This window comes from Tsukamurella spumae (assembly GCF_012396015.1).
In the GTDB taxonomy this organism is placed as follows: domain Bacteria; phylum Actinomycetota; class Actinomycetes; order Mycobacteriales; family Mycobacteriaceae; genus Tsukamurella; species Tsukamurella spumae.
Genome location: NZ_JAAXOQ010000002.1, coordinates 138082 through 161426, shown reverse-complemented (window position 1 = coordinate 161426; position 23345 = coordinate 138082). Strand labels below are relative to the sequence as shown.

Annotated in this window: 25 protein-coding genes; 4 read left to right on the top strand and 21 right to left on the bottom strand. The window is 70.5% G+C overall.

The window, feature by feature from the left end:
* Positions 1 to 9 precede the first annotated feature (9 nt).
* The 4 genes from HF999_RS02270 to HF999_RS02255 all read right to left on the bottom strand — a co-directional run bounded on the left by HF999_RS02270 (position 10) and on the right by HF999_RS02255 (position 3947).
* Positions 10 to 834, bottom strand: coding sequence for a thioesterase family protein (locus tag HF999_RS02270; RefSeq protein ID WP_168544318.1), 825 nt, complete (start codon positions 832 to 834; stop codon positions 10 to 12).
* A 40-nt stretch (positions 835 to 874) separates the two neighbouring features.
* Positions 875 to 1720, bottom strand: coding sequence for a sugar phosphate isomerase/epimerase family protein (locus HF999_RS02265; RefSeq protein WP_168544317.1), 846 nt, complete (start codon positions 1718 to 1720; stop codon positions 875 to 877).
* A gap of 14 nt (positions 1721 to 1734) precedes the next feature.
* A complete protein-coding gene (locus HF999_RS02260) occupies positions 1735 to 2826 on the bottom strand; it encodes an Rv0497 family membrane protein (protein WP_168544316.1) in 1092 nt (363 codons plus the stop codon).
* 161 nt (positions 2827 to 2987) lie between these two features.
* Positions 2988 to 3947, bottom strand: coding sequence for a Ppx/GppA family phosphatase (locus HF999_RS02255; protein ID WP_168544315.1), 960 nt, complete (start codon positions 3945 to 3947; stop codon positions 2988 to 2990).
* Between the two features lie 48 nt (positions 3948 to 3995).
* Between HF999_RS02255 and HF999_RS02250 the strand changes: the two genes are divergently transcribed.
* On the top strand, positions 3996 to 4811 hold the full coding sequence (locus HF999_RS02250; protein ID WP_168544422.1) for a DUF3109 family protein: 816 nt from the start codon (positions 3996 to 3998) through the stop codon (positions 4809 to 4811).
* A gap of 18 nt (positions 4812 to 4829) precedes the next feature.
* Here the strand turns inward: HF999_RS02250 and HF999_RS02245 are convergent, their stop codons facing one another.
* The 8 genes from HF999_RS02245 to HF999_RS02210 form a co-directional block, all read right to left on the bottom strand.
* Complete coding sequence (locus tag HF999_RS02245; protein WP_512700778.1) at positions 4830 to 6065, bottom strand: hypothetical protein; 1236 nt, start codon at positions 6063 to 6065, stop codon at positions 4830 to 4832.
* Between the two features lie 72 nt (positions 6066 to 6137).
* On the bottom strand, positions 6138 to 6824 hold the full coding sequence (locus HF999_RS02240) for a sterol desaturase family protein (RefSeq protein ID WP_168544313.1): 687 nt from the start codon (positions 6822 to 6824) through the stop codon (positions 6138 to 6140).
* A complete protein-coding gene (locus HF999_RS02235; RefSeq protein ID WP_168544312.1) occupies positions 6821 to 7546 on the bottom strand; it encodes a FadR/GntR family transcriptional regulator in 726 nt (241 codons plus the stop codon). Before HF999_RS02235 ends, HF999_RS02240 begins: the two co-directional genes overlap by 4 nt.
* 89 nt (positions 7547 to 7635) lie before the next feature.
* A complete protein-coding gene (locus tag HF999_RS02230) occupies positions 7636 to 8325 on the bottom strand; it encodes a winged helix-turn-helix domain-containing protein (protein WP_168544311.1) in 690 nt (229 codons plus the stop codon).
* Positions 8322 to 9518: a sensor histidine kinase gene (locus HF999_RS02225; RefSeq protein WP_168544310.1), complete on the bottom strand. Its 1197-nt coding sequence runs from the start codon at positions 9516 to 9518 to the stop codon at positions 8322 to 8324. The genes HF999_RS02230 and HF999_RS02225 overlap by 4 nt, the downstream gene beginning before the upstream one ends.
* Before the next feature lie 63 nt (positions 9519 to 9581).
* Complete coding sequence (locus tag HF999_RS02220; RefSeq protein ID WP_168544309.1) at positions 9582 to 9878, bottom strand: GNAT family N-acetyltransferase; 297 nt, start codon at positions 9876 to 9878, stop codon at positions 9582 to 9584.
* Between the two features lie 70 nt (positions 9879 to 9948).
* Positions 9949 to 10695 carry a phosphoglyceromutase gene (locus HF999_RS02215; protein WP_168544308.1) on the bottom strand — a complete coding sequence of 249 codons (747 nt, stop codon included), beginning with the start codon at positions 10693 to 10695 and terminating at the stop codon, positions 9949 to 9951.
* On the bottom strand, positions 10692 to 11261 hold the full coding sequence (locus HF999_RS02210) for a TetR/AcrR family transcriptional regulator (protein WP_168544307.1): 570 nt from the start codon (positions 11259 to 11261) through the stop codon (positions 10692 to 10694). Before HF999_RS02210 ends, HF999_RS02215 begins: the two co-directional genes overlap by 4 nt.
* A 65-nt stretch (positions 11262 to 11326) precedes the next feature.
* Here HF999_RS02210 and HF999_RS02205 point away from each other — a divergent pair, with 65 nt between their 5' ends.
* Positions 11327 to 12178 (top strand): class I SAM-dependent methyltransferase, encoded by an 852-nt coding sequence (locus tag HF999_RS02205; RefSeq protein ID WP_168544306.1) that lies wholly within the window; start codon positions 11327 to 11329, stop codon positions 12176 to 12178.
* On the opposite strand, the gene ctaD is transcribed toward HF999_RS02205, so the two are convergent.
* From ctaD to HF999_RS02185, 4 genes are all read right to left on the bottom strand, one after another.
* Positions 12175 to 13884 carry an aa3-type cytochrome oxidase subunit I gene (gene ctaD, locus HF999_RS02200; protein ID WP_168544305.1) on the bottom strand — a complete coding sequence of 570 codons (1710 nt, stop codon included), beginning with the start codon at positions 13882 to 13884 and terminating at the stop codon, positions 12175 to 12177. The two genes, HF999_RS02205 and ctaD, sit on opposite strands and share 4 nt — an antisense overlap.
* A 68-nt stretch (positions 13885 to 13952) precedes the next feature.
* A complete protein-coding gene (locus tag HF999_RS02195; RefSeq protein ID WP_168544304.1) occupies positions 13953 to 14366 on the bottom strand; it encodes a pyridoxamine 5'-phosphate oxidase family protein in 414 nt (137 codons plus the stop codon).
* Positions 14367 to 14487: 121 nt separating this feature from the next.
* Positions 14488 to 15264, bottom strand: a complete 777-nt coding sequence (locus HF999_RS02190) for an LLM class F420-dependent oxidoreductase (RefSeq protein ID WP_168544303.1) — start codon at positions 15262 to 15264, stop codon at positions 14488 to 14490.
* Between the two features lie 14 nt (positions 15265 to 15278).
* Entirely contained in the window at positions 15279 to 16505 is a 1227-nt protein-coding gene (locus HF999_RS02185) for an MFS transporter (protein WP_168544302.1), read from the bottom strand.
* Between the two features lie 71 nt (positions 16506 to 16576).
* Between HF999_RS02185 and HF999_RS02180 the strand changes: the two genes are divergently transcribed.
* Complete coding sequence (locus tag HF999_RS02180) at positions 16577 to 17482, top strand: LysR family transcriptional regulator (protein ID WP_168544301.1); 906 nt, start codon at positions 16577 to 16579, stop codon at positions 17480 to 17482.
* A gap of 4 nt (positions 17483 to 17486) precedes the next feature.
* Here the strand turns inward: HF999_RS02180 and HF999_RS02175 are convergent, their stop codons facing one another.
* On the bottom strand, positions 17487 to 18245 hold the full coding sequence (locus HF999_RS02175) for a methyltransferase domain-containing protein (protein WP_168544300.1): 759 nt from the start codon (positions 18243 to 18245) through the stop codon (positions 17487 to 17489).
* Positions 18246 to 18310: 65 nt separating this feature from the next.
* On the opposite strand from HF999_RS02175, the gene HF999_RS02170 reads away from it, so the two are divergent.
* The gene (locus tag HF999_RS02170) at positions 18311 to 19117 is read left to right on the top strand and encodes an ABC transporter ATP-binding protein (protein WP_168544299.1); all 807 of its coding nucleotides are present in this window, start codon (positions 18311 to 18313) and stop codon (positions 19115 to 19117) included.
* Here the strand turns inward: HF999_RS02170 and HF999_RS02165 are convergent.
* From HF999_RS02165 to HF999_RS02150, 4 genes are read right to left on the bottom strand one after another with little or no spacing between them, the layout of a single operon-like run.
* On the bottom strand, positions 19076 to 19456 hold the full coding sequence (locus HF999_RS02165; protein WP_168544298.1) for a YidH family protein: 381 nt from the start codon (positions 19454 to 19456) through the stop codon (positions 19076 to 19078). The genes HF999_RS02170 and HF999_RS02165 overlap by 42 nt on opposite strands.
* On the bottom strand, positions 19453 to 20448 hold the full coding sequence (locus tag HF999_RS02160) for a formylglycine-generating enzyme family protein (protein ID WP_446697297.1): 996 nt from the start codon (positions 20446 to 20448) through the stop codon (positions 19453 to 19455). The genes HF999_RS02165 and HF999_RS02160 overlap by 4 nt, the downstream gene beginning before the upstream one ends.
* A complete protein-coding gene (locus HF999_RS02155) occupies positions 20349 to 21941 on the bottom strand; it encodes an arylsulfatase (protein WP_168544296.1) in 1593 nt (530 codons plus the stop codon). The genes HF999_RS02160 and HF999_RS02155 overlap by 100 nt, the downstream gene beginning before the upstream one ends.
* Positions 21938 to 23344: an MFS transporter gene (locus tag HF999_RS02150; protein WP_168544295.1), complete on the bottom strand. Its 1407-nt coding sequence runs from the start codon at positions 23342 to 23344 to the stop codon at positions 21938 to 21940. The genes HF999_RS02155 and HF999_RS02150 overlap by 4 nt, the downstream gene beginning before the upstream one ends.
* Position 23345: the final 1 nt, after the last annotated feature.

Below are 23345 nucleotides of genomic sequence, written 5' to 3'. Positions count from 1 at the left end.
TGGGGTCGTTCAGGGGTTCGAGACCGGCATCATCGCCAGCTGCCGGGAGGTCGCGACGACCTGCCCGGACTCGTCGACCAGCACGTGATCCTCCTCGAACCAGCGCTGCCCGACGACGGGCGCGGACGCCCGGAAGCGCAGCCAACCCGGGGCCGGCTCGCGGCGCACCGACGCCGTCAGCGTGAGCGTGGGCGCCCACCCGATGCCGCCGAGGTTGGCCACCACGGGCAGCGAGATGTCGGTGGCGAGCAGGGCGAACAGGCCCGACAGCGGCTCCTCGCGCAACCGCACCCAGCCGCGGGTCTCGGCGGGGCCGGTGCGCCCCTCCGCCACGGGCAGCGTCGCCGCGTCGTAGTGGACCTCCGCGACCCGGCCCACCTTGAAGATCTTGGCCGCGGGATGGTCGGCGTCCCAGGCGAGGGCGTCGTCGGACGGGGTCGCCGGCATGTCGTCGAGCGGGTTGGGCTCGCGGTAGCGCTCGTCGCCGCTGTCGCGCTGCGCCAGTGTCACCGCCGCCTGGACGTACACGCGGTCGCCCTGCACCGCCTCGACGTTCACGACCGAGGTGGTGCGACCCCGCTTGCTCACCCGGGTCCGCAGTTCGACGGTGCCCGGGTCGGGCGCTCCGAGGTACTCGGCCGAGACGACCACGGGCACGACGGAGGGGTCGGCACCGTCGCCCCCGTCGCGGTAGGCGGCCTGCGCGGCCGAGGCCGTCACCGCCAGCAGCGCGCCCCCGTGGACCTTCTTGCCGACCGACCAGGTGGGGTCGATCTCGGCGGTGTAACCGCCCGGGGCCGCCGTGACCGACACGAGGTCCGCGAACAATGCCATCCTGCGCTCCTTACCGGGACGCCCCGGAGGTTCCGGGGAGTCAGGCGGCCGGGGCGACGCGCAGGTGCTCCCGCGCGAATTCCAGCGCCTCCGTGAGCATCGCACGTCGCTCGCCGGTCGTTTTCGCCGAGCCGGTCGCGATCTCGAGGATCACGTGCCCGTCGAAGCCGGACGCGGCGAGCCGACGGCACACCTCGGCGGCCGGCTGGGTGCCGTGACCGGGCACGAGGTGCTCGTCGACGGCGGCGCCGAGTCCGTCGGTGAGGTGCAGGTGGCGCAGGCCCTCGCCCATGCGGTCCATGAGCGCGAGCGCGTCGACGCCCGCGGTCGCGGTGTGCGAGAGGTCCAGGGTGTAGTTGGTGTAGCCCACGTCCGTCGGGTCGATCGACGGTGCGAAGGCCGAGACCGCGGTGCCCGGGTTGCCGCGCCGCTTGAGCCGCTCGACGGACTCGCCGCGGCGGAGCACGTCGAACCGCAGCGGAAACATGTTCTCCACGGCGACCGCCACATTGCTGCCGTCCTCGAGCTCGCTCACCAGGTCGACGAAGTTCTCCGCGTAGCGCCGCTGCCACCGGAACGGCGGATGCACGACGACGGTGTCCGCCCCGAGATCCTCCGCGGCCGTGACCGCCCGGCCGAGCTTGACCAGGGGATCGGATCCCCACACCCGCTGGCTGATGAGCAGGCAGGGCGCGTGAACGGACAGCACCGGCATGTCGTAGCGCATCGACAGCCCCGCCACGTTGGCGATGTCCTGACTCGCCGTCTCGTGCCAGACCATGAGCTCGACACCGTCGTAGCCGACCTCGGCGGCGTACCGGAACGCGTCCTCGAGCTTCTCGGGGTGGACCGAGGCGGTCGACAGGCCGACCGCGATCCCGCTCACGTGGCCGAGATCACTCAGCTCGCGCCGAGCGACATGAGCAGCGGCCCGAACGTGATCACCAGGCCCACGAGGAGGGCCAGGCCCAACGTCAGGTAGTCGGTGGTCCTGCGCAGGAAGTGCGTGAAGGTCACGATGCCGATGATCACGATGAAGGCCAGCACGACCGTCAGCGCGATGGTCGCCATACCGCCGCCCCAGTTCCACAGCTTGAAGAAGCCGAAGAACAGGCCGGCGCCGGCGGCGATGCCGAGCACGACCTCCGCCGCGAGCACGAGCCAGCCGCGTCCCGCCCCGGTCGCCTTCTCGGCATCGTCCTCGTCGTCGTCCTCGTGATCCGCGGAGTCCGCGAGGAAGTCGGGGGTGCTCTCGGCGTCGAGCGCGGCGCGGGCCTCGTCGATCTGCGCGACGCTCATCCGTCCGGTGTCCGGGACCGACGGTGCCGCCTCAGCCTCCGCGGGCTCCGGGACGTCGGTCGCGGGGGCCACGTCGACGGTGTCGTCCGTCTCGATCTCCGCGAAGCGGGCCTGCCGCTCGCGGACCTGCGCGGTGTTGAAATCGGCGGTCGCCATGATCGGCGCCTCGGCCTGATCCCAGCGCGACCACGCGAAGTTCTCCTCGACGTGCCCCTCGTCGGTGTGGTGCACGACGTCGACGCCCTCGGCGCCGTCCGCGAGGTCCTGCGCCGCGGGCTCCGCTGGCGCCTCCTCCTCGCGGGCCCGTCCGACGGCCGCGGCCAGGAACGACGAGGTGATCGGCTCCTCCTCGCTCGGCGCGGCCTGGGCCGCGGGCTGGACGGGCTCGGTGGGCTGGACGGGCTCGGCGACCACCTCTGCCGGGGCCGCGGCGGCCCCTTCGACGGCCTGCGCGTCAGCGGCGTACGAGTCGACGGCCTGCGGCGCACCGTCGGACTGCACGGCCTGCGCCGCCTCGGCGACCTGCGGAGCCGGCTGGTCGTCGCGGACGACGGGGATCTCCCCGGTCAGCTCGGCGACGGTGACCGAGTTCTCGCCGCCGCGGTGGCGCCGACGGCGACCGCCCGACGCCGGTGGGGTGCCGCCATCCCTGGCGAGCAGCTCCGCCAACGAAATCCTTCGCTCCTCGCTCATGCACGTCACCGTCCTGTGGTTCGTCGGCCCCGTGGGCCGCGCGTACGCCGGTGTTGTCACAACCGCCACACACGCCAATGTGGTCTCTCGCAGATTCTACTTCTTCACCGCACCGCGACCGTGACGGCGCGCGCGGCGATCTACCATCTTACGCACAGCATTTACTGGACTTTACCGCTGTGTTCCGGCGTGAAACCCGCCTGCGTATCGAGATATCGGAGGATCACGCCCTCGCGCAACGCCCACGGGCAGATGTCCAGCGCCTCGACCTTCAGCGCCCGCATCGCCGCCTCGGCCACCAGCGCGCCGGCCACGATCTGCCCCGCGCGATCGGAACTGAGCCCCTCGAGCTCCTTCCGGTCGGCCGCCGTCATCCGGCTGATGAATCCGATGAGCTGGCGCAGGCTGCTCGCGGTGAGGGTGCGCTTGATCCGCGGTCCGGCGGAGGAGGGCGCGGCCCCCGTCAGGCGGGCGAGCGTGCGCATCGTCTTCGACGTGCCCGCGACCATGTCCGGCACCCCCGCCGCGAGCAGGCGCTCCGCGCCGGGGGCGATCTCGGCGTCGAGCCAGTCGCGCAGCATGCTCACCCGGCGGCGGCCCGGCGGGTCCTCGGGCAGCCACTCGCGGGTGACCCGGCCCGCGCCCAGCGGCAGCGACAGCGCGACATCGGGCTCCTCGTCGACACCGTTGCTCATCTCCAGCGAACCGCCGCCGATGTCGATGTTGAGCACCCGGCCGACGCTCCAGCCGTACCAGCGGCGCACCGCCAACGCGGTCAGGCGCGACTCGTCGGCGCCGGAGAGCACCTCGACGTCGACGCCCGTCTCCGCCTTGACGTGGGAGAGGACGCTGTCGGTGTTGCTGGCGTCGCGCACCGCGGAGGTGGCGAAGGCCATCACCTGCGCGCAGCCCGAACTCGTGGCGATGTTGGTGAACTCGGCGACGGACGAGACCAGTGCGTCCTCGCCGACCTGGCTCAGGCGGCCGCTCGGCTCGATCTTCTCGGCCAGCCGCAGCGTGGCCTTGGTCGAGCTCATCGGAGTCGGATGCGCGCCCCAGTGCGCATCGACCACCAGCAGGTGCACCGTATTGGACCCGATGTCGAGTACTCCCAATCTCACGACGCCAATCTAGACCCGACTACCGTGGGCACCGTGACCGACCTTCCCATGCCCGGCGTGCGGCGGCCCGTTCCGGAAGTACCGCTGGACTTCCCGCGCGAGTGGCTGGAGTTCACCGATCCCGCCGATCCGCAGCACCTGATCGCTGCGGACCTGACGTGGCTGCTCTCCCACTGGACGTGCGTGTTCGGCACCAGCTCGTGCCACGGGATCGAGCCGGGCCGCGAGAACGACGGCTGCTGCAGCCACGGCGCCTTCCTCTCCGACAAGGACGACAAGAAGCGGCTGAAGAAGGCCGTCGCGAAGCTCACGGACACCGATTGGCAGTTCCGGTCGAAGGGCCTGGGCAAGAAGGGATACCTCGAGGACGACGACCTCGACGACGAGCCCGCGATCCGCACGCGCCGGTACGACGGGGCCTGCATCTTCCTCAACCGGCCCGGGTTCGCGGGCGGGGAGGGCTGCGCCCTGCACGCGATGGCGCTGCGCACCGGGGTTGAGCCGCTCACCGTCAAACCCGATGTCTGCTGGCAACTTCCGGTGCGGCGCACCCAGGAGTGGGTCGAGCGGCCGGACGGCGAGCAGATCCTGCGCACCACGATCGGCGAATACGACCGGCGGGGTTGGGGCGCAGGCGGACTCGACCTGCAGTGGTACTGCTCCGGCTCGCCCGAGGCGCACGTCGGAGCCCAGCAGGTCTGGCAGAGCTACGCACCGGAGCTGACCGAGCTGCTCGGCGAGCGCGCCTACGAGACCCTGGCCCGCGAGTGCGCGGCGCGCAAGGATTCCCTCGTCGCCGTGCACCCCGCCACCGCGGCGGCCACGGAACGGCAGAGCTACGACATGAAGTACGTGGAGCTCTAAGCGAGCTCGTCGTCGGCGCTACGCCATCCTTGCCATGGCCAGGCGTGCCTGCACCCCTCCCTGAATCGGTCCACCGACGGCAATTGCACCAGACCCGGAGTGGATGAGGCTCAGGCTGATCCGCTGGCCAGCGGTAAGCGGAACGAGGCCCGAGATGACGCTGACGTTCTCCCACGTCATGGCTATGTCGGTCGCTTCCAGGATTTGCATGCCCTCGGCGTACACCTTGCACATCAGGCCCTCTCCACCGCGCGCTCCCTCCCACGGCATCTGTGCGGTGACGAGATAGACCCCTGTGACCCGAACAGTCAGCCCCGCGCGACTGGCCTGAACGGCACCATCGGGCGCGTTGAGATCCGTCTCAACGGCCCAGGTGGGCATCCACGCGGTGAGTCCCTCGAGTTGGTGGACCCCGCACGTCACCGACGCGGTCGGCCGAAGGTCTCCGTGCGGGCTCGTCGTACCCGGCGCCGTCGGCGCATCGAGCGGCTCAGCAGCGGCCGGCGGACCGCCGTCCTCGAGCTCGGCGATCCTGGCGGTCAGAACCGCTGCGTAGGCCTCGATTCCGGCAAGCATCACTCGATCGCCCGCGAACCGGGTCCGGGCGTCGCTCAGCCAGGCGAGCATCTCCCCGTGGGTGTGCTGCCCACCGAAGCCGACTGCGGCGAGCCCGTCCGCATGCGACTGCCAGCGCATACCGCGCGCAGTCAGGAAGCGGTCCACCGCGGCAAGCGCGATCAGCTCGGACCTCGGCGCCGAACCCCCGGAGCCGTACAGCGCACGCGGCAACGGCTCATCGCCGAAGACATCGATGAAAGCGCGGTCGACGTCGACTTCGACAGCACACTCAGCGACGATCGCATCCCATACAGGGCGCGCGATGAGCGCGAAGACCAGGGGAATGCCGTCGAACGTGGTCCCGGAACCCGAAGTGGGCTCGGCCCCTTCGTAGAGCCCCAGCCAATCAGACATGTTTCGAACCAGGTTGCCGATGACCTGATGAATCGAAGGATCCCAGCCGTCGGGCGGCCAGCCGTCGTCCGTCCAGTACCTCCCGGACTTCGTCGCCTGCGCTATTCCGGCCGCAATGATCTCGGTGTTCCGGCTGTCGTCGGGAGTGATGCCACCGTAATAGTCGTAGCCGCCGATCATCGGCAGCGCCGCCGGTCGGTACACGCCACCCGGCGCGCGACTGAGGATCACCATCGCGGCCTCGGTGTAGGTCAGGCTCACACCCGTAACTGCGCAGTTCACGTCGTAGCACCCCACAGACGGGATGCTACAAGGGAACGGGATCGACAATGCCGCCCCTCCGTCAGCGGGGCGCTAAGCGAGCTCGTCCAGCCCGTGCAGGTTCTTGGCCGTCGGGCTGGTCTCGACGGTTCCGGGGTCCGGGTAGGTGCCCAGCACCCGGTCGGAGGTGCCCGACGTGGTGACCGAGAACCAATAGTGCTCGTTCTTGAAATGGTGCAATCGGTGGCTGCGCCAGACCGCCTTGTACGCCCGGCCGCGCGGCTTGTAGTCGGTGTGCACGAGGTAGTGGGTCCACTCGTAGCCGAGCAGGAAGACCGCTTCTACCAGCATGAAGGTCAGCGTCGCGGGCACCGGGGCGCCGATCAGCGCGCCCACGCCGAGCGGTGCGGCGATGCCGAGGCCGACGATCACCCACGGCAGCACGCGGGTCGGGATGAACACCAGGTCCACGTCGCGGGGCGCCGCGTGGTGCCGCCGGTGGTCGCGCGCGAGCAGCGTGTCCAGCGTGATCGGCCCGACGGTGCGCGGTCGCCAATGCAGGACGAAGACGTGGATCACCCACTCCAGGAACGGGAACAGCGCGGCGAACACCAGCGGGGCCCACAGGTCGACGAGGCCTCCCCCACCGACGAGCACGCGGGCGACGAGGGTGCCGAGGAGGAACGCCAGGATCATCCACGGCGTCGGGTGGCGCAGGAACTCGCGGCCCGCGGCGGCGAGGGTGACACCGCGCCGGGCCGTGCGATCGGTCGATGTCATGACTGCTCCATCCGGTCGAGTAACCCGCCCAGGACGCCGGTGGCGCCGCCGAGAACCGCCGTCGCCGCGGCGCGGGCGGCCGTCGCGTCACCGTCGAGCACTGCCGTGGTGAGTGCGCGGTAGCGGTCCGCGGGTTCGGCGGCCGCGACGGCGTCGGCGACGATGCCGAGCATCGGCTCGTAGACCCGCCGCATGCCGTTGAAGATGAGCGTCATCGCGATCGAATCGGCACCTCGGACGAGGTGCTCCCAGTAGGCGAGGGCCGCGGCCTGCTGCGCCGGTCCGGTCGGGGCGGCCTCGACCGCGGCCAGTGCCGCGGTGAGCGGCTCGGCCAGGGCGTCCGCGGCGCGCGCCGCCGCCTTCTCGGCGATCCACGGCCCGAGGTACTCCCGCACCTCGAGCACGCTGCGCACCACGGACGGGTCGACGACGGCACCGTCGGGCACGGCGACGAGCAGGTGCGGCAGCAGGTCGAGCCCGCCCGTGCGGGTCACGTCGTTGACGATCGCCCCGTCGCCCTGCCGGACCTCGACGTGCCCCGACGTCGCGAGGCGCGCGATCGCCTCCCGGACGACGGGGCGCGAGACGCCGAGAGCCTCCGCCAGCTTGCGCTCGCTGGGCAGCCGCGAGCCGACCGGCGCCGCGCCGCTGACCAGCTGGTTCAGCAGCTGATCGTGCACCTCGTCGGCAACGGACCGCCGGGTCACCGCACTCAGTTCCATGCCGGAACCATAGATCGATCCGGTCCGGTGGTCAAGTGGTCTTACCAGTCAAGCGAGGAACCGTCGCAGAACGCGACGGCGGTCCCGAACTACGGCTCGAGCTTGTAGCCCAGGCCGCGGACGGTGACCAGGTGCTTGGGATTGGCCGGGTCCGCCTCGATCTTGCTGCGCAGGCGCTTGACGTGCACGTCGAGGGTCTTGGTGTCACCCACGTAGTCGGCGCCCCAGACCCGGTCGATGAGCTGCCCGCGGGTGAGCACGCGGCCGCTGTTGCGCAGCAGGTACTCGAGCAGGTCGAACTCCTTGAGCGGCAGGGTCACCGCCTCTCCCCCGACGGTGACGACGTGCCGCTCGACGTCCATCCGTACCGGCCCGCCCTCGAGGACGCCGTCGTCCAGTCCGTCGGCGGCCGCGGTATCGGCCCCGCGCCGCAGCACGGCGCGGATCCGCGCGATGAGCTCGCGGGCGGAGTAGGGCTTGGTGACGTAGTCGTCGGCGCCCAGCTCGAGCCCCACGACCTTGTCGATCTCACTGTCGCGTGCCGTCACCATGATGACCGGCACGGACGAGCGTGCGCGCAACTGCTTGCACACATCGGTGCCGCTCATGCCGGGCAGCATCAGGTCGAGCAGCACGATGTCCGCGCCGGCGGCGTCGAAGTGCCGCAGGGCCTCGGCCCCGTCGCCCACGACCGTGGTCTCGAACCCCTCCTTGCGGAGCAGGAACGCGAGCGGGTCGGCGAGCGACTCCTCGTCCTCGACGATCAGTACGTGTGTCACCGCAGTACATCCTCACTGTGGTCATCGCGCTCCGCAGGTTGCGGTTCCGGGTCGCCCAGCGCCGGCAGTACCAGCGTGAAGGTCGATCCCATGCCCGGTCTGCTCCAGAGCCTAATGGTGCCGCCGTGGTTCGCGGCGACGTGTTTGACAATGGCGAGACCGAGCCCGGTCCCGCCCGTCATCCGGGACCGCGCCTTATCGACGCGGAAGAAGCGCTCGAACACTCGCTCCTGGTCTTCGGGGGCGATGCCGATGCCCCTGTCGGTCACGGCGATCTCCACCGTGGCGGTGCCGCCGGGACCGGTCGCGGGACGCAGGCGCCGGCTGATCGAGACCTGCGTGTTCTGCGGCGAGTAGGCGATCGCGTTGGAGATGAGGTTCGACAGGGCGGTGAGCAACAGCGTGTCGTCGCCGCGGATCTCCAGGCCGGAGGGCTCGTCGACGATCAGCGAGATGTTGCTGGCCTCCGCGGCTACCTGAGCGCGGGCGACGGCCTCGCCGACCACATCGTCGACCTCGACGCCGCCGAGGTCGGGCAGCTTCTCCGCGCCCTGCAGCCGGGAGAGGGCGATCAGCTCGTTGACCATGTTGCCCATGCGGGTCGACTCGACCAGAACGCGGGAGCCGAAGTGCTGCACCGCCTCCGGATCGTCGACGGACTCCAGAAGGGCCTCCGCCAGCAGCCCGATCGCACCGACCGGCGTCTTGAGCTCGTGCGAGACGTTCGCCACGAAGTCGCGGCGGGTGGCCTCCATGCGCTGGTTCTCGGTGTCGTCGTCGGCGTAGAGCACCGCGTACTGCTCGTCGGGCTGGGCGCCGCGGATCAGATCCACGTGGCAGCGCACGGCGATGCTCGCGCGATCGGACCGGCGCGAGATCGTCAGTTCGACGGTGCGGGGCGCCCCGGTCTCGAGCACGCGGGACGCGGCCGCCCACATTCGATCGTCGAGGAGCTGCTCGCGCACGAGGGAGAACTCCTCGGCGCGGGCATTGCACAGGATCACGTCGCGGAACCTGTCCACCACCACCAGCGCGGTGGGCGAGTCCCGGATCACGGCGCGGTGCAACTCGGCCACCGTCATCCGGGTGGGGCCGGTCTCCGCGGGGGCCGCGGCCCGCCGCCGGACCCTGCGCGCGAGCCATCCGATGAGTGCGCCCGCCAAGGCGGACACCACGCACAGGACCACAGTCACGCGGTCAGTGTACCCAGGATTCCGGCTGATCTTTCACATCGGGAACGACTGGTGAACAACCGGTTACCGGTCGGCGGCCACCTCGACAACATCGGCGTACTCGGGGTGCTTCACGACGTACTTCGCCACGTAGGAACACACGGCGCGGGCCTTCTTCCCGGAGTCCCGGACGTCGTCGAGCGCCGCCTTGGTGAGGACCGCCGCGTAGCCGTTCCCGGCGTGCGTCTCGTGCACCACGGTGTGGGTGAGCAGTCGGACGTCGACCTCGTCCACGTAGTCGAGGTAGCCCGCCTGCTCGCCGTCCACGGTCAGTACGTAGCGCTCGCGTTCCGGGGAATGAGTCACAGTCACGTCGGCCATGTGACCCACGTTATCCCGTTGTCCGTAGACCCGCCTGAGGAGAACCTAAGGGGCGGTACCGAAAATCCGGCTACTTGCCGCCCTGGTTGGCGACCGCAGCGGCACCCGCGGCGGCGGCCTCGGGGTCGAGGTAGGTGCCGCCCGGGTTGGCGACGGTGCCGTCCTCGGTGAACGTGTAGGTCAGCGGGATGCCGGTGGGGATGTTCAACGCCGCGATGTCGGCGTCGGAGATGCCGTCGAGATGCTTGACCAGCGCGCGGAGCGAGTTGCCGTGCGCCGCCACGAGCACCGTCTTCCCCTGTGCCACCTGAGGCTCGATGACGGCCTGGTAGTAGGGGATGAAGCGCTTGACCACGTCGAGCAGGCACTCGGTGAGCGGCACCTGCGGCAGGTGCGCGTACCGCGGGTCGGCGGTCTGGCTGTACTTGTTCGCCGGGTCGATCGCGGGCGGCGGGGTGTCGTAGCTGCGGCGCCACAGCATGAACTGCTCGTCGCCGTACTTCTCCTTGGTCTCCGCCTTGTTCAGGCCCTGCAGCGCGCCGTAGTGGCGCTCGTTGAGGCGCCAGTCGCGGACCACGGGGATCCAGTGCCGGTCGGCCGCGTCCAGCGCGATGTTCGCGGTGGTGATCGCGCGGCGCAGTAGCGAGGTGTACAGGATGTCCGGCAGCAGGCCGGCCTCCTTGAGCAGCTCGCCGCCGCGCTTCGCCTCGCCGCGCCCCTTCTCCGTGAGGGCCACATCGACCCAGCCGGTGAACTGGTTGGACGCGTTCCACTCGCTCTCGCCGTGACGGAGCAGGATCAGGGTGCCGTATGTCATGCGGGGAAGTTTAACGCCCGGACGATCGGCGCACGCAGGTCCGCGACGCTCTCCCGCGGCGTGCTCGAGGCCGCCAACGACCGGGCGCCGTACAGCCGGTCGAACAGCAGGCCCTCGAGCAGGCTCACGAGGTCGGCCGCGGCCCGCTCGGGTTCGACGGTGCCCAGCGCCTCGAACAGACCCGCGGCCAGCGGCACGGAGAAGAGACAGGTGGCGAGGCCCGCCGCTAGCCCCTCCGCCGCGGCGTCGGGGGCCAGCGCGTACCGGGCGAGGGCGTCGCGCCGGCGGTCCGTGAGGAGCAGGTGCAGCTGGTGCGCCATCAGATCCGCCGCGGCATCGGGGTCGACGGTGCCCGGCAGGTCGGCGTCGAACGCGGCCCGCGACCGCGCCCTCAGGTGCCCGATCGCGGCGGTGAGCAGGTCCGTGCGAGTGCGGTAGTAGTACGACGTCGAGCCCTTCGGCAGCCCCAGCCGCTTGTCGACGGCGCCGTGCGTGACGGCCCGGTTGCCGCCCTCCGCCGCGAGATCCAGCACCGCCCCACAGATCGCGGTCCGCCGCTCGTCCACGCTTGCCCTCCGTCCACTCGTTCCTCTATAACCATAGAGGACTCTACATCTATAGAGGAGACTGCATGGATGACCTGATCGGCACCGTCGACGACACCGCGCGATGGGTCGCGCACCATCGGGCCATCGAAACCGCGCGCCCCGACGCGCTGTTCCACGACCCGTTCGCCGCGCGGCTCGCGGGCGCCGAGGGCGCGGCGATCGCGGAGGGCGCGGAGCCCGCCGCGGGCGGCGGCGACGGTTGGTACCTCACCGCGCGGACCGTCCTGATCGACGAGGCCGTCGCCGCGGCGATCGCGGACGGCTGCGACACCGTCGTCAATCTTGGGGCTGGCCTCGACGCCCGCCCCTACCGGCTCGACCTGCCGGCCGACCTGGAGTGGATCGAGGTGGACCTGCCCGCGATCCTGGATCACAAGGCGGCGATCCTGGCTGCGGAGGCGCCCCGCTGCCTGCTCCGCCGGGTGCCGCTGGACCTGGCCGGCGACGGCCTCGCGGACCTGCTGGCCGGCCTCACGGACCGGCGGATCCTGGTGCTGTCCGAGGGCCTGGTCATGTACCTCTCCCCCGACGCGGCCGACGGGCTCGCGGACGGCCTAGCCGCGGCCGGCGTCGACCGCTGGTGCCTCGACCTCAGCGCCTCCGGGGTGGGATCTGTGATGACAGAACGGAATCGGGGCATCCTGCGGCACGCGCCGTGGCGCTTCCTGCCCGCGGACGGGGTCGCTCATTTCGAGGAGCGCGGCTGGCGTGCGGAGCGGATCGATCCGCTGTTCCCCGCCGCTGTGGCCCTCGGCCGCCTCGACTCCCCGGAGGCGCGCCGTCTGGCCGCGGGGCCGCAGCCCGATCCCCGCGATCCGGGCGATGTCCCTTGGAGTGGCGTCGTGACGCTCACTCCCGCCGACGAGCCGGACTAGCCCGAGCTGTGCTTCTCCGCGCGCATCCGCTCGACCATGTGCGGGTAGTGCAGCTCGAACGCCGGTCGCTCCGAACGGATCCGGGGAAGCTCGGTGAAGTTGTGCCGCGGCGGCGGGCAGCTGGTGGCCCACTCGAGGCTGTTGCCGAAGCCCCACGGATCGTCGACCGTGACGACCTCGCCGTAGCGGTAGCTGGTGAAGACGTTCCACACGAAGGGCAGCGTCGAGGCGCCCAGGATGAACGCGCCGACCGTCGAGATCTGGTTCAGCGTGGTGAATCCGTCCGTGTCGAGGTAGTCCGCGTAGCGACGCGGCATGCCCTCGGCGCCCAGCCAGTGCTGCACCAGGAAGGTGGTGTGGAAGCCGATGAAGGTGAGCCAGAAGTGCCAACGGGCGAGGCGCTCGTTCAGTAGGCGCCCGGTGGCCTTGGGGAACCAGAAGTAGATGCCCGCGAACGCCGCGAAGACGATGGTGCCGAACAGCGTGTAGTGGAAGTGCGCGACCACGAAGTAGGTGTCGGAGACGTGGAAGTCGAGCGGCGGCGAGGCGAGGAGAACGCCGGTGAGGCCACCGAACAGGAAGGTCACGATGAAGCCGATCGAGAACAGCATCGGCGACTCGAAGGTCATGGTCCCCTTCCACATCGTGCCGATCCAGTTGAAGAACTTCACGCCCGTGGGCACCGCGATGAGGAAGGTCATGAAGCTGAAGAAGGGCAGCAGCACCGCGCCGGTGGCGTACATGTGGTGCGCCCACACCGCCATCGAGATCGCCGCGATCGCGAGCGTCGCCATCACCAGACCGCTGTAGCCGAAGATCGGCTTGCGGCTGAACACCGGGAAGATCTCGGACACGATCCCGAAGAAGGGCAGGGCCAGTACGTACACCTCGGGGTGCCCGAAGAACCAGAACAGGTGCTGCCACAGGACCGCTCCGCCGTTGGCGGGATCGAAGAGGTGGGCGCCGAACTGCCGGTCCACCTCCAGGCCGATCAGCGCGGAGGCCAGCAACGGGAAGATCATCAGCGCGAGCACGCTCACCACGAACATGTTCCACGTGAAGATCGGCATGCGGAACATCGTCATCCCGGGTGCGCGGAGGCAGAGCACGGTGGTGACCATGTTCACCGACGCGAGAATCGTCCCGAGCCCACCGACGGTGAGCCCCATCAGCCACAGGTCGCCGCCGGCACCCGGGCTGTGCACGGCATCGGACAGCGGGGTGTACGCGGTCCAGCCGAAGTCTGCCGCGCCGCCGGGGACCATGAAGCCGGCCGAGGCGGTGAGACCGCCGAACAGGTACAGCCAGTACCCGATGGCGTTGAGCCGGGGGAACGCGACATCGGGCGCGCCGATCTGCAGGGGCACGAGGTAGTTGGCGAAACCGAACGCGATCGGGGTCGCGTACAGCAGCAGCATCACCGTGCCGTGCATGGTGAACAGCTGATTGAACTGCTCGGTGGAGAGGAACTGCAGGCCGGGTTCCGCGAGCTCGCCCCGCATGATCAGGGCCATCAGGCCGCCGACGAAGAAGAACAGCATCGACGTGACGATGTACATGACGCCGATCGTCTTGTGGTCCGTGGTGACCACGAGGTCCCGGATCCAGCCTCCGGTGGGCCTGCCGCGCGCGGGTTCGGGGCGCACGGCGCGCAGCCGCCGCTGGGGTGCCACATCCGTGGCGATCGTCTCGGTTCCACCGTCCATGGATCGATCGTCGGCCGCGAGGTGGCACCCGCGGCAGCGGCGGACGTCCCGACCGGTGTCCCGGCGACTCAGGACCAGGTGCGACCGAAGCCGCGGGCGGTGACCCGTTCGGCGAGGACCTCCACGACCTCGTACTTGCCGTCGTCGATGAAGGGCCGCAGGGACAGTGCGTCCGTCACCGACAGGGCGGACGAGTCCGTCCGCACCCGCGCCGGCCCGCGGACGATGACGCTCCAGGCCTGGTCGCCACCGACCTCGTCGACCTCGAAGGCCACCTCCTGCGCCACGACGGCCGACGCGAGCTTGCTCCCCGGGCCCGTCCGGAACAGGACATTGCCGGCCTCGCTGAGGACGTAGTTCACGGGGAAGATCTCGGCATCGCCCCCGAGCGCGATCACGATGCGCCCGACGTCCTTCCGGCGCAACAGCTCGGTCGCCTGCTCACGATCGAGGACGGTGGTTCCAGCGGTGAAACGTTCCATGACACGCTCCTGGGGTCGGGTGCGGGAGGGTGCCCGCCGCCCCACTCTCATCTCTCCCGGCAGCACCTACCAGGGACCTTCGTCGGGTCACAGGTCCCGGCCCGCCGGAACGGAGGTCCCCCTACTGGGAATCCCGCCAGCGCAGCAGGGCCTCGATGACCGTGTAGTCGAAGGCGGGCGCGGAGAGTTCCGCGGTGAACTCCGTGGCGCCCTCGGCCACGAGCTGCTCGGCGAAGGCGATCGCCTCGTCCGGGCTCGAGCCGCGCGGGATGGCGACGTTGTGCGTGATGGACCTCGGATCGCGGTCGATCTTCGCGCACGCCTCGGCGAGCACCGTGGACTTGTGCCGGTACGTCTCCAGGTCCACGAAGTAGTGCCACACCGAGGCGTACTGCGCCACCAGCGGCAGGGTCTTCTTCTCGCCGCCACCGCCGATGAGGATCGGGATGTCGCGCGTGGGAGCGGGATTGAGCTTGGCCCAGCGCTCGGTGATCCGCGGCAGCGCCGTGCCGAGGTCGTCGAGGCGCGAGCCGGCGGTGCCGAACGGATAGCCGTACTCGTCGTAGTCGCGCTGGAACCAGCCGGAGCCGATGCCCAGGATCAGGCGCCCCTTCGAGATGTGGTCGACGGTGCGCGCCATATCGGCGAGGAGGTCGGGGTTGCGGTAGCTGTTGCAGGTGACCAGCGCGCCGATCTCGATCCGCGAGGTCTGTTCCGCCCAGGCGGCGAGCATCGTCCAGCACTCGAGGTGCGTGCCGTCGGGATCGCCCGAGAGCGGGAAGAAGTGGTCCCAGTTGTAGACGATGTCGACACCCAGGTCCTCGAGCTTGGCGACGGCGTCGCGCAGCTGCTGGTACTCGGTGAAGTGCTGGGGCTGAAGCTGTACTCCGATGCGCATGACGTCGACGCTACTCAGCGCTCCCCGGACCCGCTCGCCGAACCAGGAAGAACCACGACGACCAGCACGAACGCCGCGACGACGGCGACCGATACCGCGACCACCAACCCCGTCCAGCCGAGCGCCGCGAACGCCGCTCCGCTCGATGCGCCAAGCACCGACGAGCCGGCGTAGTAGCAGAACAGATACCCCGACGACGCCTCCGCGCGGTGCTCGGTCGCGAGCCGCCCGACCCACCCGCTCGCGACGCTGTGCGCCGCGAAGAAGCCCGCGGTGAAGATGACCATCCCGGCGAGCACCGCGGGCGTCGAATCCGGCAGCGTGACTGCCAGGCCCGCTCCCATCGTCGCGATGGAGGCCAGCAGCACGCGGCGGCGCCCGACCCGGTCCGCGAGCCGGCCCGCCGCACCGGAGGAGACGGTGCCGGCGAGGTAGATCAGGAAGACCAGCCCCACGACGCCGGGCGCGAGCACGAACGGCGCTGCCAGCAAACGGAATCCGAGGAAGTTGTAGACACTGACGAAGCCGCCCATGAGCAGGAAGGCGAGGACGAACAGCGTCGTGAGCTCCGGTCGGCGAAGGTGGCCGAGCATGCCGCGCACCGTCGTTCCCACCGACACCGACTTCGGCACATGGAACCGCGACGCGGGCAGCGTGCGGATCATCACCACCGTGAGCAACGCCGCCGCCACGGCGAAGACCTCCATCGCGCCGCGCCAGGCCACGACATCGAGCCCCACCGCCGTGACGACGCGACCGAGCAGTCCGCCGATCGTCGTGCCCGCGACGTACCGCCCCATCGCCCCGCCGAGATCGCGCCCGTCCACCTCCTCGGCCAGGTAGGCCATCGCGACGGCGGGGACGCCCGCGAGCGCGATCCCCTGCAGCGCACGCAGGCCCAGCAGGACCGGCAGGGTCGGCGCGAGCGGGATGACCAGGCCCAGCAGCACTGCGGCGACGGCCGACACCGTCATCACCCGGGTCCGGCCGAAGCGCTCGGACAGCGCGCTGACGGGGATGATCGCGAGCGCCAGGAGGCCGGTGGTCGCGGAGACCGCGAGCGCGGAGACCGCCGGTGCGGCACCGAAGACCCGGGTCAGTTCGGGGAGCACGGCCTGCGTCGAGTACATCGAGCCGAAGGTGGTCAGGCCCGCCACGAACAGCGCCAGGGTGGTCCGACGGTACGCGGGCGTCCCGGCCCGCAGCGGCGCGGTCCCGATGCTGTCGACGGTGGCGGTCATGGCGCCCACCCTGCCCCCGTAGCGTCGATGTGTGAAATGCATGGATCTGTTGATCCTGATAGAAATAACGCATGACCGCAGTCGGCAGGCCCGTTCCGAGCACGTCGGACGACCTCGCTCGGTTCATCACACTGGCCGAGACCGAGCACATGACCGACGCCGCGGCGGCGCTGCGGATCACCCAGCCGACGCTCTCGCGCACGCTCGCACGACTGGAGGCGGGCATCGGGGCACCGCTCTTCGACCGGCGGCACGGGCGGCTCGCGCTCAACGCGAGCGGCGAGATCTACCTCGACCACGCGCGGCGCGCGCACGCCGAGCTGGAGGCCGCCCGCGCGCAGATCGCGGACCTGCGCAGCCCGTCGCAGGGCACGATCCGGCTGTCCTTCCTGCACTCCTTCGGCGTCGCGCTGGTGCCGCGGCTCGTCTCCGGCTTCCGACAGCAGGAGCCGCGGGTGAGCTTCGAGCTGTCGCAGTTCGCCGCCGGGACCGTCACCGAGCGGGTGCTCGCCGACGAGGCCGACCTCGCGATCGTCTCTCCGCGGCCCGCCACGAGCGCCGTCGCCTTCGGGCTGCTCGCGGTGCAACGCCTGGCGCTGGCCGTGCCGGCGGGGCACCCGCTGGCCGAGCGCCCGTCCGTGCACCTCTCCGAGGCCGCCGACGCGGACTTCATCACGATGCACCCCGAGTTCGGCCTGCGGCGGATCCTCGAGGAGCGCTGCGCCGCTGCGGGTTTCCGGCCGCAGATCGCCTTCGAGTCCTCCGAGTCCTTCACCGTGGCCGGCCTGGTCGCCGCCGGACTCGGGGTGGCCCTGCTCCCCGTCGACGAGGACCCGCTGTGGCCGCCGGGACTCGTCCTGGTGCCCATGTCCGGCCCCGCGCCGACCCGCGAAGTGGGTCTCATCTGGCGGCCCGAGGTCGCGCTCCCCCGCGCCGTCCGGGCCTTCCGGGACTACGCCCTCGATCAGATGGCGTGAACGGTCACCGTCGGACCGCGACGGCGAAGATCCGGCGGAACGGAAGCACCGTGCCGAAATCCCTTCGCGGGTAAGCGATGTTCAGCTCCGCCTTGTACCGCGCGATGAAGGCCTCGCGCTCGGCACCGGCGAGCCGTTCGAGCACCGGGCGCGCGCCGGTGCCGGAGATCCACTCGAAGACGGCGTCGGGTCCCTGGAGCACGTGCAGGTAGGTGCTCTCCCAGACGTCGACGTCCCACCCCGGACGCTGGAGCACCGCGAGGTATTCGGCGGGGTCGCGAACGTCGACGCGGCGGAAGTCGGTGATTCCGAACTCCGCGGCCACGGTCGCGAGCAGCGTGTGGGAGGGTGCGTCCTGGTTGCCCGGAACCTGGAAGGCGAACGCGTGTGCGGCACCGTCCGCGGCGGCGGGCAGGAGGTCGATGTGGCGATCGATCCACTGGTACATGGCGTTCGAGACGATCACGTCGGGCCGCGCGCCGTCGGGGCGCCACGCGGCGGCGTCCCCGACCGCGAAGGTCGCGCGGGGGTCTGCGACGTCGGCGCGGGCGCGGTCGATCATGTCCGGGCTGGAGTCGATGCCGTGGATGGCCGCCTCCGGCCAGCGGGCACGCAGCGGCGGCAGATCGTTGCCCGGCCCGCACCCGAGGTCGACGACGGTGCGCGCGTCACCGGGGACGCGGGCGATCAGGTCGAGGAACGGGCGCGTGCGCTCGTCGCCGTAACGGAGGTACTGGGATGGATCCCACCGATGGGAAGTCATACAATCATCCAATCAATTGAGTGGAGGGGTGGACTGTGACTGGTACCGCGACGAACGATCCGCACGTGTTGAGCATCGACCACGTGGACCTGGTGCGCACCGGCCGCAACCTCCTCGACGACGTCTCCCTCACCGTACGCCGGGGCGAGCACTGGGTCCTGCTGGGAGCGAACGGCGCAGGTAAGTCGACGCTGCTCGGCCTGTGCGGGGCGGTCACCCACCCGACCCGCGGCACCGTCGACGTCCTCGGCAAACGCCTGGGCCGGGTGGACATGCGCGAGCTGCGCACGCACATCGGGCACGTCAACCCGCGCCACCGGTTGGACGAGCCGCTGACGGTGCGCGACGTGGTCATCACCGGCGTGACGAACACGCCGGTGTTCCCACCGCGCTGGGCTCCGACCGACGCGCAGCGCACCCGCGCCGAGGAACTCGTCGAGACCCTCGGGATGTCGCGCCACATCGAGTCGCGCTGGCCGACACTCTCCCAGGGCGAGCGCGGTCGCGCCCTCATCGCACGAGCACTCATGGGCGACCCGGCGCTGCTGCTGTTGGACGAACCGGCCACCGGGCTCGACCTCGCCGCGCGCGAGCGCCTCCTGACCACGGTCGACGGTGCGCGGCGCGCCCACCCCGAACTCGCCTCGATCCTGGTGACCCACCACCTCGAGGAGATCCCCGTGACCACCACGCACGCCGTGCTGATCCGCGACGGCCGCATCACCGCGGCGGGAGCGGTGGACGACGTGCTGACCACGGAGGCCATCAGCCACGCCTTCGACCACCCGATCGGCATCACCCGCCAGGACGGGCGCTGGACCGCACGGTCCTCACCGGCCGCCGGGCGCCATGACGAGGGCCACGAGGAGTAGGACTCCCACGCCCGTGACCACCGCGGCAAGGGGCACCAGCAACGTGGGCGCGGGTAGCGGCTCGCCGGTACGCATGGCGCGTTCCGCCCGCCCCCAGCGGATCCACACCCCCAGCGGAATCGTCGCCCCCGCACAGATCAGGAGGACCGACGCGGCGACCCTGACCGCCGTGTGCAGCGCCACCGGCAGGGCCTGCAGCGCGACGCCGCCCGCGATCAGGGCGAGCGAGGTACGGATCCAGGCCAGGTAGGTCCGTTCGTTCGCCAGGGTGAACCGTTCATCGGGTTCGGTTCCGTCGCGGTACACCCAGTCCGGCCTCCGCTGCGGGCGCGCGCTCATGCCCGATTCCCGTCGACGGCGGGTGCGGGCCGGCTGACCGTGCGGAACCCGATGTTGCCCGCCGACGAGTCGCGGGTGTTGCAGGTGCGCGCGGAGTTCCGGTAGCGGCGGCAGTACGAGTCGTGACACAGGTAGGACCCGCCCCGCAGCACCCGCACATCCTCGTCACCGTCGTCGGGACCGGTCGGGTCCACGACGAGGCCCGAGGCGAGATCACGGGCGTAGGTGTCCGCCGAGAACACGTCGGCGCACCACTCCCAGACATTGCCCACCGCCTGCCACACCCCGTAGCCGTTCGGCCGATAGCTCCGCACCGGAACCGTCCCCGGCCCACCGTCGTCGGCGGGGCCGTCGGGGAACTCGCCGCGGAAGACGTTGAGCTGTAGAACGTCGTCGGACAGTTCGTCGCCCCACGGGAAGCGCCTGCCCGGGAGGCCGCCACGCGCGGCGGCCTCCCACTGCGCCTCCGTCGGCAAGCATCTGTCCGCCCATTCGCAATAGGCCTGCGCGTCGTTCCACGAGACCTGGACCACGGGGTGCTCGGCCAGACCGTCGACGGTGCTCCGCGGCCCCCTCGGGTGGCACCAGTCGGCGCCCGCGACCGCGCGCCACCATCCGAGACCGGGGGGCGCGCCCAGCACGTCCGCATCATCGGCTTCGACCATGAGGTGGAAGACGGCCGACGACCCCGCGCGCTCTGCATCGGTCCGGTAGCCGGTGGCGGTCACGAAGGCCGCGAAGGCGGCATTGGTGACCGCGGTGGCATCGATCCGGAAGTCGCTGAGCCACACCGGGTGCACCGGCGTCTCGCCGTCCCGGCCGCAGGAATCACGCGCACCGTCGCCCATCGCGAAGGCCTGGGCCGGGATCCGCGCCTGATCCACCACCTCGCTCATCCTTTCGCGTCTGTGCTCGTCTGCCCACGGTCGCGGTACAGGGCGATCACCTCGTCCCACGGCTTGACCCCGTTCACGCTCGCCCAGTCGCTCCATCTGCTCGCCAGCGCCTCCACCAGATCGGGCCGCTGGTCCGAAAGGTCGTGCAGCTCAGTGCGATCGTCCTGCAAGTCGTAGAGCTCCCACGGACCGGGGTACTCCCGCACCAACTTCCACCGGCCGTCCCGGACGGCGGCATTGCCGATGTGTTCCCAGTACTGTGATCGCGGCTGTCGGCCGGCGCCGCGGAGCGCGCCCAACAGGCTGGTCCCCGCCGGCTCCGGCACCGTCACGCCCCGGCGTTGCGCCGCCATCGGGACACCCGTCGCGTCGAGCAGGGTGGGCAGGACGTCCACCAGCTGCGCGGGATCGGAAACGACGGTGCCCGTCGCGAGTCCGCCGTCGGGCCAGTGCGCGAGGAACGGGGTCGCTATCCCGCCCTCGTGCACCCAGCGCTTGTAGAACCGGAACGGTGTGTTCGACAGGTTCGCCCACGGCTGCCCGTAGCTCGCGTAGGTGTCCTCGGCGCCGGGGGTGATGCTCGGGCGGTTGCCGATCCGAACCTCGCGGCCGTCGCGGGTGGTACTCGGAAAGATCTCGGGCCGGGCCCGGATCCCCGCCAGGTACTCCGGGTCGTCGCCGATCTCCTCGGCGGATGCCCCGTTGTCGGAGAGGAAGACGAACAGGGTGTCGTCCCACACCTCGTGCCGTCGCAGCGCCTCCTCGATCCGGCCGACCCCCGCGTCCATCCGTTCGACCATGGCGGCGTAGGTCTGCATCCGGCGGACCTCCCAGTCCCGGTGGTCGGTGTCCTCCCAGGCCGGTTGGGCGGGATCGCGGTCGCTCAGTGCGGTCCCCACCGGGAGCACCCCCTCCGCCGTCATCCGGTCCAGCCGGCGGCGACGCAGCTCGTCCCAGCCGACATCGTAAACACCGTCGTAGGAGGCGATCTCGTCCTCCGCGGCGTGGAGCGGCCAGTGCGGGGCGGTGAACGCCACGTACAGGAAGAACGGCGAACCCGCCTCCCGATCGATGAACGCGACGGCGTCGTCGGCGATGGAGTCGGTGTAGAAGAACCCGGGGTCGATCCTCGCATCGGCGTTCTCCTCCCCGACGGTCAGCGTGCTGGGCGCGTAGTAGCTGCCGCAGCCGGAGATGGTGCCGTAGAAGTGCTGGAACCCGCGGCGCGTGGGCCAGGAATCGTCGGCCTCCCACACCTGCGAGGACAGGTGCCACTTGCCGGAGAGTCCGGTGCGGTAGCCGCCGTCCGCGAAGACCTCCGCCGCGGTCAGGCAACTGTCGTTGAGACTGCCCAGGTAACCGCGCGGGGCGTCGTTGCTCGTCAGCACCCCGATGCCGGTCCGGTGCGGATGCAGGCCGGTCAGGAGCGAGGCGCGCGAGGGACTGCACCGCGCCGTGTTGTAGAAGTTGTTCAGGCGCACGCCGTTCCGGCCGATCCGGTCGAGTCGCGGGGTGCGGATCTCGCCGCCGTAACAGCCCAGGTCGGAGTAGCCGAGGTCGTCGGCGACCACCAGCACCACGTTCGTCATGGCTTCCCCTCCGCCGCGATCCCCTCGCTGACCTCGTCGATGGATCTGCGCGCGGGGTCGTAGCGTCGATTCGCCCAGGCGACTGCGCTGAGCAGGAGGCCGATCGCTCCGCAGATCACCACCACCGCCCGGAATCCGAGCAGTTCCAGCCCGACCGGGACCAGCAGCACGGCCAGGCCGTTGCACAGCCTGTTGATGCCGTGCGCGATCCCGGTGACGGAGCCGCGCACCGCGGTGGGCAGCAGCTCGGCGGGCAGCACGCTGTTGACGCTCGCCACCATCCAGTTGAAGACGCCGTACAGCAGGTACATCGGCACCAGCAGCCAGGTCCCGAACCCGATCGTGATCATCAGGAGGTAGATCACGAAGAGAGCGACCTGGCCGATCGTGTACGCGCGGATGCGACCCAGCCGGTCGATCAGACTGAACGAGAGCACCGATCCGATGAGGGCGCCGACCCAGATGACCGACCCCGACAGCACGGACTGCACCGGCGTCAGATGCCCCAGTTGATCGAAGACATACGGCCCGAGAATGCTGGATCCTCCGCCCACCAGCGAAGCGGGCCCCACGAGCACGATCACCAGAATCGCGACGCGCTTGTACCGGCCGGTGAGGGAGGCCCGCAGCAGCTCGGACGAGCGAGCGGTCTCCGCGACCGAGCGCTGCACGGTGCGTGCGGCGTTCCCGAGCTGCTCCGCGGTCATCGTGACACCGAAGTACCGCAGGGCCCGGGCGGCCTCGTCGGTACGGCCCTTGAGCAGCAGCCACCGGGGCGATTCGGGCAGCGACCACCGCGCCGCGAGGACGATGAGCGCGGGGACGGCCCCACTGACGAGTATCCATCTCCAGGCGTTCTCGCCGGCCACCGTGAGCAGGAGCGCATCGACGAAGATCGCGGCGAGCGCCCCGAGCGACCAGGTGATCTGCGGAAGCGCCCCGCCCCAGCCCCCTCGCGAGCGACTCGGTGAGATCTCGCCGAGGAAGGCGAATCCCGCCGCGATCTCGGCGCCGATGGCGACTCCGAGCAGGATCCGCATGACCGTCAGCTGACCCACGTCCGACACGAACGCCGACAACACCGAGATCACGAGGAAACTCACGAGCGTCCAATTGAACACGGATCGGCGGCCCACCTTGTCGCTGATGTGGCCGAACAGAATCGCCCCGAACATCGATCCGAAATACGTGGAAGCGCCCAGGAATCCGATCTGGCCGGCGCTGAGGTCCCACTCGTGGTGCAGCTGCACGAGGGCGCCGCTGAGCAGGATCAGGTCGTACCCGTCGACGAACATGCCGGCCGCCACGACGAACAGCGCGCGCCTGCGGGCGCGACTGGTGCCGCCCACGTCGAAGCCCTCCAGCATCCCCGCTCCCACGGCCAGGGGGTCCGAGTCTGTCATC